Source organism: Gracilimonas sp. (assembly GCF_031581265.1).
Taxonomy (GTDB): domain Bacteria; phylum Bacteroidota; class Rhodothermia; order Balneolales; family Balneolaceae; genus Gracilimonas.
Genome location: NZ_JAVLBQ010000052.1, coordinates 1 through 14,290 on the forward strand (window position 1 = coordinate 1; position 14,290 = coordinate 14,290).

At 42.1% G+C, this 14,290-nt stretch carries 16 protein-coding genes and 1 tRNA gene; 6 read left to right on the forward strand and 11 right to left on the reverse strand.

Going from position 1 to position 14,290, the window contains the following annotated elements; genetic code table 11:
• Positions 1 to 125 precede the first annotated feature (125 nt).
• From RI561_RS13265 to RI561_RS13280, 4 genes are all read left to right on the forward strand, one after another.
• A complete protein-coding gene (locus RI561_RS13265; protein WP_395080727.1) occupies positions 126 to 938 on the forward strand; it encodes a formylglycine-generating enzyme family protein in 813 nt (270 codons plus the stop codon).
• Positions 935 to 1,549, forward strand: coding sequence for an SCO family protein (locus RI561_RS13270; RefSeq protein ID WP_395080728.1), 615 nt, complete (start codon positions 935 to 937; stop codon positions 1,547 to 1,549). The genes RI561_RS13265 and RI561_RS13270 overlap by 4 nt, the downstream gene beginning before the upstream one ends.
• A gap of 75 nt (positions 1,550 to 1,624) precedes the next feature.
• Positions 1,625 to 2,092, forward strand: coding sequence for a plastocyanin/azurin family copper-binding protein (locus tag RI561_RS13275; protein WP_395080729.1), 468 nt, complete (start codon positions 1,625 to 1,627; stop codon positions 2,090 to 2,092).
• A gap of 4 nt (positions 2,093 to 2,096) precedes the next feature.
• Entirely contained in the window at positions 2,097 to 3,359 is a 1,263-nt protein-coding gene (locus RI561_RS13280; protein ID WP_395080730.1) for an alginate export family protein, read from the forward strand.
• A gap of 44 nt (positions 3,360 to 3,403) precedes the next feature.
• On the opposite strand, the gene RI561_RS13285 is transcribed toward RI561_RS13280, so the two are convergent.
• The 3 genes from RI561_RS13285 to RI561_RS13295 are packed head-to-tail and all read right to left on the reverse strand — an operon-like array spanning position 3,404 to position 4,402.
• On the reverse strand, positions 3,404 to 3,757 hold the full coding sequence (locus RI561_RS13285; protein ID WP_395080731.1) for a DUF488 domain-containing protein: 354 nt from the start codon (positions 3,755 to 3,757) through the stop codon (positions 3,404 to 3,406).
• Positions 3,750 to 4,166: a type II toxin-antitoxin system VapC family toxin gene (locus RI561_RS13290; RefSeq protein WP_395080732.1), complete on the reverse strand. Its 417-nt coding sequence runs from the start codon at positions 4,164 to 4,166 to the stop codon at positions 3,750 to 3,752. The genes RI561_RS13285 and RI561_RS13290 overlap by 8 nt, the downstream gene beginning before the upstream one ends.
• Positions 4,163 to 4,402: a DUF6364 family protein gene (locus tag RI561_RS13295; RefSeq protein ID WP_395080733.1), complete on the reverse strand. Its 240-nt coding sequence runs from the start codon at positions 4,400 to 4,402 to the stop codon at positions 4,163 to 4,165. Before RI561_RS13295 ends, RI561_RS13290 begins: the two co-directional genes overlap by 4 nt.
• 178 nt (positions 4,403 to 4,580) lie before the next feature.
• Between RI561_RS13295 and RI561_RS13300 the strand changes: the two genes are divergently transcribed.
• Positions 4,581 to 5,630, forward strand: coding sequence for an LLM class flavin-dependent oxidoreductase (locus RI561_RS13300; RefSeq protein ID WP_395080734.1), 1,050 nt, complete (start codon positions 4,581 to 4,583; stop codon positions 5,628 to 5,630).
• 65 nt (positions 5,631 to 5,695) lie between these two features.
• Here the strand turns inward: RI561_RS13300 and RI561_RS13305 are convergent, their stop codons facing one another.
• The 8 genes from RI561_RS13305 to RI561_RS13340 all read right to left on the reverse strand — a co-directional run bounded on the left by RI561_RS13305 (position 5,696) and on the right by RI561_RS13340 (position 13,485).
• Complete coding sequence (locus RI561_RS13305; RefSeq protein ID WP_395080735.1) at positions 5,696 to 6,862, reverse strand: DUF3095 family protein; 1,167 nt, start codon at positions 6,860 to 6,862, stop codon at positions 5,696 to 5,698.
• A 159-nt stretch (positions 6,863 to 7,021) separates the two neighbouring features.
• A tRNA-Leu gene (locus RI561_RS13310) sits at positions 7,022 to 7,103 on the reverse strand.
• Between the two features lie 83 nt (positions 7,104 to 7,186).
• Positions 7,187 to 7,996 carry a dienelactone hydrolase family protein gene (locus RI561_RS13315; protein ID WP_395080736.1) on the reverse strand — a complete coding sequence of 270 codons (810 nt, stop codon included), beginning with the start codon at positions 7,994 to 7,996 and terminating at the stop codon, positions 7,187 to 7,189.
• A 119-nt stretch (positions 7,997 to 8,115) separates the two neighbouring features.
• The gene (locus tag RI561_RS13320) at positions 8,116 to 9,063 is read right to left on the reverse strand and encodes a DNA-3-methyladenine glycosylase family protein (protein ID WP_395080737.1); all 948 of its coding nucleotides are present in this window, start codon (positions 9,061 to 9,063) and stop codon (positions 8,116 to 8,118) included.
• Between the two features lie 198 nt (positions 9,064 to 9,261).
• Positions 9,262 to 10,686, reverse strand: coding sequence for an OstA-like protein (locus tag RI561_RS13325; RefSeq protein WP_395080738.1), 1,425 nt, complete (start codon positions 10,684 to 10,686; stop codon positions 9,262 to 9,264).
• The gene (gene lptC, locus RI561_RS13330) at positions 10,683 to 11,237 is read right to left on the reverse strand and encodes an LPS export ABC transporter periplasmic protein LptC (RefSeq protein WP_395080739.1); all 555 of its coding nucleotides are present in this window, start codon (positions 11,235 to 11,237) and stop codon (positions 10,683 to 10,685) included. Before lptC ends, RI561_RS13325 begins: the two co-directional genes overlap by 4 nt.
• Entirely contained in the window at positions 11,224 to 11,850 is a 627-nt protein-coding gene (gene upp / locus RI561_RS13335; protein WP_395080740.1) for a uracil phosphoribosyltransferase, read from the reverse strand. The genes lptC and upp overlap by 14 nt, the downstream gene beginning before the upstream one ends.
• A 3-nt stretch (positions 11,851 to 11,853) precedes the next feature.
• Positions 11,854 to 13,485: an alanine/glycine:cation symporter family protein gene (locus RI561_RS13340; protein ID WP_395080741.1), complete on the reverse strand. Its 1,632-nt coding sequence runs from the start codon at positions 13,483 to 13,485 to the stop codon at positions 11,854 to 11,856.
• 406 nt (positions 13,486 to 13,891) lie between these two features.
• Between RI561_RS13340 and RI561_RS13345 the strand changes: the two genes are divergently transcribed.
• A complete protein-coding gene (locus tag RI561_RS13345) occupies positions 13,892 to 14,185 on the forward strand; it encodes an HU family DNA-binding protein (RefSeq protein WP_395080742.1) in 294 nt (97 codons plus the stop codon).
• Positions 14,186 to 14,290: the final 105 nt, after the last annotated feature.

Here is a 14,290-nt window from a genome sequence, read left to right on the forward strand (position 1 = left end):
AACAAAAATATACGGGACCTGACCCTAATGCCTCCATTACCATAAAATCTCTTTGATAAGGTTTTTACACAGGCTGAGGAGCTTGGGAACGAGGTTAAGAGTTAAAAAACACATGAAATAAACCGATGAGATCCCAAACGAACATATTCACTTTTGTCCTTTTGACAGCTTTTGTGATGGTAGCATTATTGCCTGAGATTGCGTCTTCACAAACGGCAAAAGTGCTTGTTCCGGCGGGATCTTATCATTCTGTTTTACCGGAAATTCCAGGCGAACCGGTTCCTGTCGACTCTTTTTACATGGACGAGACAGCAGTAACGAACGAACAATTTGTTGAATTCCTGAGAGACAATCCTGAATGGAGACGCTCCAGAATTCCCCCAGTATTTACTAATGATGGTTATCTAAGAGAATGGAAGTCAGATCTCGATCCGGGCTATGAAAATCTTGGAGTTAACCGCCCGGTAACCCGGGTTTCCTGGTATGCGGCCAACGCCTATTGTGCAGATCAGGGCGGTCGGCTTCCTACCCTCAACGAATGGGAATATTCAGCCCAATTAATGGAGTTCGATTCTGAAACAGAGATGAATACTTTCAGCAGTGAGCTGATAAACTGGTATTCTGGAATTGACGTGAAGAACTTATCTGAAGTCGGTTCAACCAAAATTGAAAATACCGAAGGTGTAAAAGATCAATTTGGATTGGTCATGGAATGGGTAGAAGATTTCAAACCCATTATAACCGATGAACTATCACTGGATTGCGGAACCGTTGGGCGAATGAACACTCTCGGAAGTGTGTACAGCTATGCGGCCTCCATCAGGTATATCACAAGGATGAGCTTTAACGCAAAAATTACCACCGGAATGGTCGGTTTTAGATGCGCATATGATGAACCGATACCCACTTCTCAATCTGAAAATGGAGAAACATTATGAAAACAGTAATTGCATATACCTTGGCTTTTTTGGGGTTATTATCCCTCAATGCTTTTGCTCAACACGGACATCACCAACATGAAAAAGAAGCCCTGAAAGCAGGTGAAGTTCATGCAGATCATTCGCTGTATCACTTAGATTCTGAATTTATAAATCACAGATATGAATCGATACAACTTGGCGATTTAAAAGGTGAACCGGTTATTGTAGTCCTGTTCTACGGAAATTGCACACAGGTGTGCCCGATACTGATCAAAGATACCTGGAGGTTATTTAACTCCTTAGATAAATCGGCTCAAGCCAAAACAAAGGTTCTTGCTGTTTCTTTTGATAATGAAAATGATACCCCTGAAGTTTTGAAAAAATACGCTGAATACGAACAGCTCGATCTTCCCGAATGGCATTTCATTACCGGTAAGCACACGGATATTAAAATGCTGGCGACTATGCTGGGCGTTAAATATCAAAAAACCAGCGACGGACATTTTTCTCATTCCAACCTGGTAACCGTACTGGATAAAGAAGGCAAAATTGCCAAACGGGTAGAAGGCTTGAGTCAACCCATGGACGAAGCCGCAGCTGCTATCGAAGCTATGTTAAAGAACTTGTAGCTTTTTTAACTACCGAAATTGCACACTGATAACACAAATGTTGCGGATAACCACAGATTTATAAGTATTGAAAAGATGAAAACCTTGGTACACATATTTGTGATTCTTTTATTTGCGAATCCTATTTCAGTTTATGGTAATCCGCCGGATACCCTCACTGTTAAAGTACTTGGAACAGCTGAAGATGCACGTTTTGAACCCGTGGTTTTACAAATTCAGCCCGGAGATGTGATTCGCTTTGAAGTTGTGGAGGGATTGCATACGGTTACCGCTTACCATCCGGATAATCGACGCCCACTGCGGATCCCCGAAACGGCCCAATCGTTTGACTCCGACTTGCTCAGGGCAGGAGATATCTGGCTTTTGAAATTAGATAAAGAAGGGGTGTATGATTACTTCTGTCTTCCCCATGAACGCATGGGACATGCCGGAAGAATTATATCGGGAACTGAAATTTGTGCACCGAACTTTGAAGATTCGCTTATACCTGAAGCGGTCTTGAAAACACTAAATAACGCAGAGAAACAAATCAAAAACAGATAGATTTATGATATCCATAAAAGATCTTCATTATACGATTACTACCATAATTTGCATAACTCTGCTGCCTGTTTTAGGATTTGCGCAAGTTAGTCTGACAGGGGAATTTCGTCCCCGTACAGAGTTGCGTGATGGATATCGAATTTTGAATACCGATCAAAGTGATCCGGCATTTTTTACTTCACAGCGGACCCGCTTAAATTTGTTATACAAGGGAGATTCATATGATTTCAAAATCGTTGCTCAAGACATTCGAACCTGGGGTGAAGTACCTCAGTTGGATGATACACCTAATTTGAATATCCATGAGGCGTGGGCTCAACTTTACTTGTCGGATGAGATTGGGTTAAAATTAGGTCGGCAAGAATTGGTGTATGATGATCAGAGATTATTTAGTAGCGTAAATTGGGTACAGCAAGCGAGAAGTCATGACGCATTGGTATTGAAGTACGAAAGCCCATCATCCACATTTGAACTGGATTTGGGAGCAGCATACAATCAGGAAGCACAAAATTTACAGGGAAATAGTTATTCACTGAATAACTATAAAGTACTTTCCTATTTTTGGATGAATAAAGATTTCAACAAACTAAGTATTTCAGGGTTGATGCTTACCGATGGGTTTGAAGTTCCATCCGGTGAAGTCAATTACCGATATACCTATGGCACGTACATCAACTTAAGAGCAACAGAAAAGATAAGTGCTAAGGGTACCTTTTATTTCCAAAATGGTGATGATGCAGCCCGTAAAAATATATCTGCTTACATGGCAGCGTTAAAAGTATCCTATAATGTAAATCCCGTAACTTTCACGGGTGGAATTGATTACCTTTCGGGTGGTGAAGTGGGAGACAGTAACCCTTCTAAAAGTACATTTAATACCCTTTATGCTACCAATCATAAGTTCTACGGAAACATGGACTATTTCCTGAATATTCCGGCTGAAACACAAGGCGGTGGCCTACAGGATATTTACTTTGGCGTAAATTATACTATTTCTGCAACAGTGAGTTTGAATGCAGTCTATCATCATTTTTCATTGGCTAATGAAATTGCAGATCCGTTCAATCCAACCCAATCATTAAGCCGGTCACTTGCGTCGGAAGTGGATTTTTCTGTTATCCATACGTTCACAGACGATATCAAATTCCAGGTAGGGTATTCGCTTCTATTCAGTGATGATAGCCTTGAATCTATTCAGAATAGAGTGGCAAATGGTTTGCAACAGTGGGCATGGGCCATGGTTATTATCAGTCCCGAACTATTATAATCATTATTGGCTAAGCTGAGATGGTTTGAAAAAGGTCATAGATGTTATTCTTCCAACAAATCCTCCAAAAATTCCTTCAGCAAAACCGTACTGTTATGCTCTTCATCTTTAGATGCATACACCATAGTTACTGTGTCGTTAGCTTTAATGATTTCCAGCATTTCATTCACCGCATCCGAGCCAAATAATTCTCTGCGATAACGCTCTTTGAATTCCTCCCATTTATCCGGGTCGTGATCAAACCATTTACGCAGATCATGACTTGGAGCAATCGATTTCATCCACTGATCTAAGGCGGCCCGTTCTTTGGAAACGCCTCGCGGCCAGAGTCGCTCGGTGAGGATTCGGTAGCCGTCATCTTCAGATGGTTCTTCGTAAACACGTTTTGTTCTAAGCATCGTCGATAAATGTTTTAGCCCATTCTTCAGGGTGAAAAACCGGAATGGTTGATAATTTAAAATCTTTAGTATTTCGAGTGATGATCATCTGCGCATTATGAGAAGAAGCACACTGAAACTGAATAGCATCTTCAAGGTCATTCCAGTTGCTGAAAATAGATCGCATAGATTGAGCCGAATCAACTTTTAAGAAATCGACAAACCCCGAAAACGCTCTTAATACTTCTTTTGAATTATACTCCTTGTGATGCCGGTCAATCAAATAGGCAAGGGTAGGAATTGAAATCACACTGACACCCATCTCAAAATTATTGTGAATATGAAATTGGATGATCCGCTCAACGACTCCGTGCCAGGGACTCCTTTTTACCAAAAGATCCAAACAAATATTGGTATCGAGGAAGGTCATTCCCAGCCATGTTTTTTGTGAAGGTGATCTCCGTAATCTTCCCCATCTTCTGCAGCAATATTAGTAGTAATTGAGCCACTGACTTTATTCAGAGCCGCTAACTTTTTCTGCATCTTTTTCTGTGATTCCACAAAATCAGTGAACATTTGGGAAACCGTGGTATCATTTTTTTTTGCTAATTCTTTGGCTTCCTGAATGACATCGCCTTTTATGGAAAGCGTTAATTTTGATTTCATAATAGGTTGATTTGTTAAATTGCACGTATAAAATAATAAATCGCACGTATATTTAAAAATGAATCAACCAAAAACTGATATGAATGATAAGATGAATCTATCACTCAAATACAGATTCTCTTCCCAAAAAAGATTAGTTTAACATTAAACAAAAAAGAACTTCAGAACACATAGAATTATGGAATTAGGCATTTATACTTTTGTAGAGAATACGCCCATTGATGGAGGGAGTAAGCCCCAGCATCCCTCCAAAAGACTCGATCAGCTAATGGAAGAAATTGAACTGGCCGATGAGTTGGGTTTGGATGTTTTTGCAATAGGCGAACATCATCGGGAGGAATATGTATCGTCTTCGCCATCAACGTTGTTGGCAGCTGCCGCGGCCCGGACTAAGAATATCAAACTAAGTTCGGCGGTTACGGTTTTGGGATCTGAAGATCCGGTGCGGGTGTATCAGCAATTTTCTACGATTGATTTGCTTTCCAAAGGCCGTGCTGAAATTATGGTGGGGCGTGGTTCTTTCGTGGAGTCATTCCCACTCTTTGGCTATGATCTTCAGGATTATGGAGAATTGTTCATGGAGAAATTACAACTGTTAATGGAGCTTCGTGAAAGCGAAGTTATAAGCTGGGAAGGGAAACACCGCCCAAGTATTGACAATCGAGGTGTATATCCACGTCCCTATCAGGATAAAATCCCGGTATGGAGAGCTGTTGGAGGAACGCCAAAATCAGCCTACGAAGCCGGCGCGATGGGAATGCCCATGGCGATTGCGATTATTGAAGGGCAGCCTGCTCAATTCAAGCAAATGGTAGACACCCACAAACGAGGTGCCGCCGATTATGATCAGCCCGAACAAAGAGTAAGCATTAATTCTCATGGATTTATTGCAGACACCACACAAGAAGCTGCGGATATTGCATTCCCGGCTTTCAAAACACAAATGGACAAAATTGGAAAAGAACGAGGCTGGCCGCCTATGACTCGCCAGCAGTTTGATGCTTCTATCACCTTGAAGGGAGCAAATGTAGTGGGCAGCCCTCAGGATGTGATCGACAAGATCATGTACCAGCATGAGATTTTTGGTCACGACCGCTTTTTATTGCAGATGAGCGTGGGCAGTGTTCCGCATGATAAATTGCTTCGCTCTATTGAGTTGTTTGCGAAAGAAGTGGCACCGGCTGTGCGGGAGAAGTTAGGTAAAGAGAAAGTTCAAACCGACGCTTGAATTGGTTATTGGTTGATGGTTATTTGTAAAATCGAATTCCCATTAACCATTTCCGAATAACACATTTAAATGCCAAGCTTTTTCCGGCGATTCTTCAATTCCTGTGAAGCCTTCGCATATCCACCATCGGTTCCATCCACAAAATGGATGTGATCGCTTTGATAGCTGCGAACGTAGCAGGTAACCATAGCTGCAAATGAGGGGTGAACTCCATAAGCCAGTTTTTTCTTTTGAAACATTTCATCCAGGAAGGAAGTTAAGTCCATGCGTTGTTGTACGGTTCCGGTAGCTACAAAGCGGAGTCCGTCTCCAAATTTTTTGTAATCGACATGGCGAACTAAATCCGGTTTGTAATCACCCCAATCAGTTTCCGAGGTTTTCTTTTTGAATTTCATGAGGAATAATCCTGTCACCAGCTGGAAAAGCATCATGGCAGCATGTTTGATTTTCTTTTTCAGGGTAGGAGGTTGGGTACGTAATTTCCATTCAACCCCGAGTAAAAGAGGATTAGCCGTCATTTGCAATGCATCCTCCCGAATTGGATGAAATGATTCATCTTTACCGTAAATAGACTCAATCTGTTGAAAACAATCTTCATAGATTTCTACGCTCTCTTCTTCGTCTTCCCCAAAGGCCTGAATAATGTAAGCCGCTACTTCATCCTTATCACTGGGTACTTGACTCCATCGGCACTCCAAACCTGAAAAATCAGCTTCAATAGGTTCTACATCTTCCAGGGTATCACGCTTTTTGATGTAATCTTCTGCAAAGGTCACTCCGCTTCCCCAAAAAATAGTTTGGTCAATAATTTCTGACAGACTAAGTCGGGCTACCCGAACATCATGCCCCATTTCACGAAGTTCCTTTATGGACATTAATCCAACAGCCATCTCTAAGTCATACGCATCAGCGACGGCTGTTCTACAAAAAGCCATAATGCCTTTTACCGTTTCGATGTCCTCATTTGGAAGAGCGATCAGAGATCCGTCACCCCCAAATAAATAGGGAAGTATGTTTTCTGTGTCATAGAAGTTATTGAGCGCGGCAATAATGGAAGCTCCGGCCATATTAACTTCCTTGTATTTCCCAAGCCTGATGGCATCGGTAGAGCCGCGGATATCAGCGAGGGCTACGTACCAATCATCAGGAATAGGAGTGTACAGCTCATAATTGGAAACCTCCCTGAAAGAAGGCAGGATATTCAAACTTTTATAAAATTCTTCTGAATTCACTAGACCTATATTTTGCGATATGAAATTAATCTCAGACCAAAATAGAGAAAATTTTGGTAGATCTATGAAGTAAGATCCAGAAGAATTGTGAGTAAAAGGTAAAGTGTTCAGAGAAAAGCAAAAAAATAGCCCTGTGAGAAAAATTCTTACAGGGCTAAGTACCCGAGAGAGGACTCGAACCTCCACGTCCGAAGACATACGCACCTGAAGCGCACGCGTCTACCAATTCCGCCACTCGGGCAAAAAAATTCCTGAACAGGTTTTATTCTGTTCAGGAATTTAAAGGTACACAGATTTCAAACTTAAATCATCACTTCAAAGCGATTAATTTAAGCTATTCAGAATAGAAACTAATCGATCCCAAGAGTTATTTCGGGCTTGTACATTAGGATCATCCGCCGGTTTTTCAGGGTCATCACCGCTGCGCATGTAGGCGTGTCCTGCTCCTTCATAAATTTCATATTCGTAGGTTTTGTCATATTCGTTCATGGCTTCTTCGGAATCAGGAATGGTAGAATTTACGCGCTCATCACTTCCCCCGTAATAGCCATACACAGGGACTTCAATATTTGAATAGGCTTCGGCGTTACCCGGGCCGGTTCCGTAGAACACGAAGGCCGCATCAATGGCATCACCGGCGTTGGTTGCAAATCGAAATGATTGGGAGCCTCCCCAGCAAAAACCGGTTACAGCAAAAGTTCCATCTCCGGCTTTTATGGTTTTAGCATATTCAAGTACATTCATCAGGTCGGTGGTAACGTGGTCAGGATCAAGGCTGTAGATGGCTTGTCGGGCAGCATCAGAAGTTTCAAAATCCGAGGTTTTTTCGATGCCCTCTACAGTATTAGAAATCAGGTCGGGAGCGACGGCAATAAATCCTTTTGCTGCAAGCTGATCTGCAAAGCTTCGGGCCCAGCCATTCAGCCCTCTGTTTTCATGAATGACAATAACTACAGGGGCCGGTTCGGAAGTTTCGGGATAGACCACAAAATTGTGGAGTGTACGATCGTTAGATTCAATAGTCACCCATTCGTGATGGCGAGGTGAATTTTCGAGCTGATCCATGGTATAGTCTTGGGCAAAAGCAGATGCAGCAAACAGTAAAGTGATGCAGAATGTTAAGAAGGTTTTCATAGGTAGTAATTTGATTAGAGGGATTAGTTACAGAACTGCGATATCTACAAAATCATTTCTTATTCGGGTTGATTAGAATTTCACTTAATTCTGCATTCATAATAAGGGTAGTACTATAATTACTTTTTAGCCTGTTCTTCTTTCTCCTTCAAAACGTAATTCACATATAAAAACTCCAACGCGGCTGCTTCATAGCCTTTCCAGTTTTGGATGAGTTCCTGGAATCGTTCTTCTGAGGTGTTATGCGGATCTTCACCATAGCTGTAGATGATCCATCGCCTCAAACCTTTTTCTTCTCCTGATTTTTTGTTGGATGGAAAGACCGCATCCGTTCGTCCCCGCATCATCATCAAATCTTGCCCTGAAGTCGGCCCAATGCCTTTGATATCCGTAATCAGATCATAAAACTCCTGTGGTTCACATTCCATCAGGTGTTCCATGTCCACATTCCCAGCTACGATGTCGTTTGCCAATCCTACCAAGTATTGTCCTTTGCGAAGGGTAGGACCCAGTTTTCTGATATTGGCAGGATTTGCTTTCATTAGTTGATGAGGGCGCGGCCAGGCAGGCAAGGATTTTTTACCCAGCATAAGCGCTGTACCGTAAGTTTCACGTATTTGAAACATCATTTTCTTGGCGGTAGGCTTATGGTTCATCTGCATCTGTACGATGCGATATAAAATATCCTCGAATAGATTAGCACGGGTCATTCTTTTCAGCCCATAGAGGTCAGTGAGTTTATCTCCCAAAACCGGATCATTTTCAGCTTGATCATAGAGAGGACGCAGATCGATGTTAGTGCCAAAAATCTTAGCCAGGGATTCATTTGCCAGTTCAATTTCTTCTTTGGATAGGCTTTCCTGCGATTCAATATGAAATTCGGGATTCTCCGGATCTCCGTTGAAAAATACGGTTACAATGACATCTGTATCACCAACGGGAATAGGACGGGTGAATCCTTCTTCAAATACTTTTTCAGGCTCGTGCTCATGGTCGAAATAGGATTCAACATCCAGGCAGAGGAACCAGTCGTGGGGCGGGATAGATTTTAAAGTCCAGTTGCTCATAGGTGGCGTAGTATGTTTAATATGATTTGTAAGTCTAAAGACTTTTCGGCTCAGCGAGCCGAGGTACGTACCATTGCTCGCTGAGCCGTGATGTTTAAATAAGGCTCAAGGAGAGTACTTAGATTGCAATCCGGCCTATTTACATTTTCCCTTTTCGGGACCATTATTTCAAAAATATAAATCCAACAAAATCAAATCTTAAAACCTGATTTGGTCAGAATTGGTTTCTAAGAATTCCAGGTATCTGCGTGGGAGTTCAAAAGGTCTTACTGTTGGAACCGGTGAAAAACGTGGTTGTATAAGTACTCTTGGTTTCTGAGGCTTGCGTTCAGGATTCCAGCTAAATCCGTCTAATTTACGGTCCGCCAGTCCCTCAAATTCTTCAAAAAAATAACCACTATTTTTTCCGGCAACAACACGTTCCAGTTCCCCGTCTTTAAAAGCCATAATGGTTCTGGGAGATGAATATTCAACGGCTCCGTCAGACTCCCCTTGCTCATTTGCGGTATGGTATAAAACCTGGCTGTTTGGATATATTAGAATTCGTGAAAGTTCTCCATCCATAAAATCAGTAATTAAAGTATCTCCTTTGATTTGATTTAGTCGTCCGGTCGTACTGTCTTCCTGTACAACGAAGGTTTGGTGATATGCAGTTAATTGCCGTATCTGATTGCTGTCCATTTGCACAGTTATATAGGGGCCGGTTAGCTGGATATTGTTATGCCACGCAATTGGGTTGGAAATCAATTCAAAAATTTCAGTAGATGAATTATAAAGAAGAGTATCTGAAACAGAGGAAAAGTTTGGGCCATACACTTTTACATTGCCATATGACTTGATCAAGTTTGTTGAATCCTGTTCCAGTAAAAGCGCTTGATTGGAGTTGATATGCGTGGTATCGGTGGTATCGGCACTGATGCGTCGTAAGTATGCATTCCCATCCACAAACCGCCTGCCGGTTGAATCGGCTTCAAGGAAGTCTCCCGTCAATAAGCCATTATTGGAGCTATCTGCAACTAACACGTTGCTGTATAATTGCAAAAATTCGGTTTTACGGTTAATGAAAAGGCTGTCGCCTTCTGCATATTGAGCAGTGTCAGCAATCTGGACGTTTCCCTTAAAAATGGCACTGTCCTGATTTTGGAAATAAGTTCCTCTTTTTGCAATCAGTGTACCGCCCGTATCTTCAAGGCGAATGCCTTTATTGAAAAAAGCGACTTTGGTCAAAAAATTATAATCCACACTTTCCCCAAAAAGAGTGGTACTGTCTTGCCGAATAATTACACGACCTCGTAATTGACTCAATTCCTCATTTATGTCATAATACAAAGTATCAGTCCATATCCATTCGTCGGGAGTTTCAATTTGGATATTGCCAAAGGCATGCATTTGATTTCGTTGGATATACTGCCAGGCACTGTCAACCACCATGGTGACGTTACCTGTTTTGAGCCGGGCATCATACATCTTTCGAATGGACTCGCCATTCTCGGTAATAACGGTTGCTTCCCTGGCATAATCAATCTGGACTACATCCTGGGCATGAGAGTTTGATGTCGCAAAGCCGGAGACCATCAGTAAAGTGATAGAAAACAACAGAGATATTCGAATGAGGTTGCTCATTCTATAATGGTTTTTCCGGTTACTTCTCTCAGAGTGTAGGTACTCAAGTCACTATCTCCTTCAAAACCGATGGCGTTAATACTGTCGGAGGGGGTGACAATAGTCAGGAATTCAGGAGTACTGACCTTATCACTAAAACGATCCCATTTCATGTATTCCGATCGGAGCACTTTATTCTCCGGTGCATCAACTGTAACATTCCCAAAGAGCTCAAAAGTAAAGGCTTCGGGTTGATACAAAGCACTGTCAGCATTTACAAAAGTATCAGCCTCTCCCGAATCATTATAAATTTCGATATACACCGGCCCGGATATTTTAGTGATGTTTACAGCTTCGTTTTTTAGTGTAGTGCTGTAACTGCCTTTTAGAATAAGTTTGAGCTGCTCATTTTCCATCAACTCCATATTAACACCCCAGGTTTTGGTGATAGTAAATAAGGAATCACTCAGCGCTTCCTCAACCTGTTGGTTTTCAAATTCTGAAAGTTCTCCACAGGCTGAAATTAACAGGACCGCAGTGATACATACTACAAGATGACTAAAGCGTGCCAAAATAGCGGTCACCTGCATCACCAAGGCCGGGAACGATAAATGCGTTTTCGTTGAGTTTTTCATCGATGGCGGCAGTTATAATTGGAACATCCGGATGTTCTTTCTGAAGACGTTTAATGCCCTCAGGTGCACAAATTAAGGAAACGAAACGGATGTTGTCAGCCCCGTTTTCTTTTAGGAAGTTGAGGGCATGCGTTGCCGTTCCTCCGGTAGCTAACATTGGGTCAACTACAAGGGTATAGGCTCCGTTCAACCCACCGGGAAAATTATGATAGTAATTCACCGGTTCGTGCGTTTCTTCATCCCGATAAACACCTATATGTCCCACTTTGGCGTCCGGCATAAAGGTGGTGATACCGTCAACGAGGCTTAGTCCTGCCCGTAAAATTGGAATCACAAAAACTTCAGCGCCCGGTTTATACCCGGTTGCCTGCTGTATCGGTGTTTCAACCTCGTATTCTTCAATTGGTAATTCGGTAAGTGCCTGATAGGCAAGGATGGTTCCGATGCTGTTTAGAGCGCGCCGGAACGCAGCCGTCTCCGTGTTTTTATCTCTCAGAATAGAGAGATAACGTTTTACTACGGGATGATCAATTTCTAAAACTTGTTGCATGCCTTAATTTTCATCCTCCCAGCCGTCCATTTTCTTAAAGTATTTCTTACTTGCAATAGCCACAGAACCTGACAAGGCAAAGAGGGCAATGATATTTGGGAAGGTCATAAGCCCAAGCGCAATATCACCAATGGCCCAGACGGTTGCCAAGGGGAAAATAGCTCCAAGGAAATGCATACCCAGGTACACCACTTTATAGGGCAAGATAGCACCATCCCCAGCTAAGTATTGAATAGAACGATCGCCATAGTAACTCCAGCTGATAGCCGTGGATACTCCAAATAAAAGCACACAGAAAGTTACAATATGTTTACCCCAGGGGAGTATGGGCGCCAATCCTTTCTCGAAGGCAAGTGAAGTAAGCGGGGCTCCGTTTTCAATGATACTGGTGTAAACGGTTGCAATTACATTACCTTCTTCATCAGTAAACGTACCGGTTTCGATATTAAGGGTTCCGGAAAATTCTTCGTTTTGACCTTCTGTTAAGTAGAAAAGCCCCGTTTCAAAATCATTTCGCTTTACGGTTCCGTTCACAGGTTCACCATCTTCGATGATGAGGGTGCTGCCGCCGTCAACAACTTCAACGGTATTGTTACTGTTGCCCGGCTCATACACCATTTCGTGACGTTCTTGCCATACACCGGTGGTTACAATTACAAGTCCGGTCATAGTACAAACAAGTATCGTATCAATGAAGGGCTCCAAAAGTGCTACAACACCTTCACGAACAGGTTCTTCCGTTTTAGCAGCACCGTGGGCAATAGGGGCTGAACCCTGTCCAGCTTCGTTCGAGAACAATCCACGCTTAATACCCCAAACCAAGGTAGTAAGGAATAATCCTGATCCTACTCCAAACATTCCGGCTTCGGGTGTGAAGGCAGAAGTGAAAATAGTACCGAAAGCAGGGATAACAGATCCGGCATTCAGCGTCAGGATAATGAGTGCCCCTAATACATAGATGATGGCCATTAGAGGCATGAGTCGTGCTGTTACCTGCCCAATTCTTTTAATACCCCCAACAATTACGACACCTACAAAAGTTGCGGTAACCACACCGGATATCCAGCTCGGAATCTGGAAGGTACTGTACATGGTGTCAGCAACAGTATTCGCTTGAACGGCATTACCGGTCAGGAATGAACAGATTACGGCCATTGCGGCAAAGAAAACAGCCAGCCATTTCCAGTTTGCGCCAAGGCCACGTTCAATGTAGTACATCGGTCCACCGGATACGGAGCCATCTTTATTCTTGATTCTGTACTGAACGGCCAGGGTACATTCGGTGTATTTAATAGCCATACCAAAAAATGCGGTAACCCACATCCAGAACAGGGCGCCGGGTCCGCCATAGTGAATAGCGATAGCAACACCGGCAATATTACCAATACCGACGGTAGCTGAGAGTGCAGTAGTTAAAGCCTGAAAGTGATTGACATCCCCGGTATCGTCGGGATTATCGTAAACACCCATTACGGATTTTATACCGTGTGCAAAGCGACGTAATTGGACAAAACCCAATCTTAGGGTGATAAAAATTCCAAAACCCAACAATAGCACGACCATTATTGGGAACTGTTCCGGGGTAGACCAAACAAGGTTATTTAGCCAGTTAACTACATTCTCAAATACTTCCATGGATAAAACTTTTGGTTAAGGGTATTAATATGACAGCAGGCTGAAAGTAAAAAACATTTGGGAATATTAAAGGATTACATTTGTTAAGATGTTAAATAGATCAAAATAATTATAAAAGGTAAGTAATTTGAGATGACTGACCATGGTTAGTTGTTGTATTATCTATTTACAAACCTATTAATAATTTCGTCATCCCGGACAAGCTGAAATGAATATGGAAGCGTCGATCCGGGATCTTCCCAATACGACCCAGGAACATGAAATTAGCCCACAAAAACTTTACCAGAAAAGAATAGAAATAAATCTTTACTAAAATCATTGCTGAAGGAACGATTTTTTAGCAGCATTGTTTTCATTGTAGTATTTTGAAAAAAAAGATAGTAATTGTAAATCAATAATTTTTATCATGACAAAAGCAGACATAGTAGATGTAATATCATCATCTGTAGGACTGACCAAAGTTGAAACCGAGGCCGTGGTAAATGGTTTTATGGAAACGGTCATAGATGCCATGAAGCGGGGAGAGCATATTGAACTTCGAGGCTTTGGAACCTTTAAAGTCGTTAAACGTGCGCAGAGGGTGGCACGGAACCCCAAAACGAATGAAGAAGTCATTGTGCCCGAACAATTTGTACCGGTTTTAAAAATGTCCAAAGATTTTAAGGAAGAGGTTAATGAAGCACAGATGGTTGAAAATTGATTTAGAAAACCTTCTAAAAAGCCGTATTTTTGACCCGTTCGAACAACAGTAATATTGATTAAACACAGTTAGGTGAGTATTTATGCCAAGTGGTAAAAAAAGAAA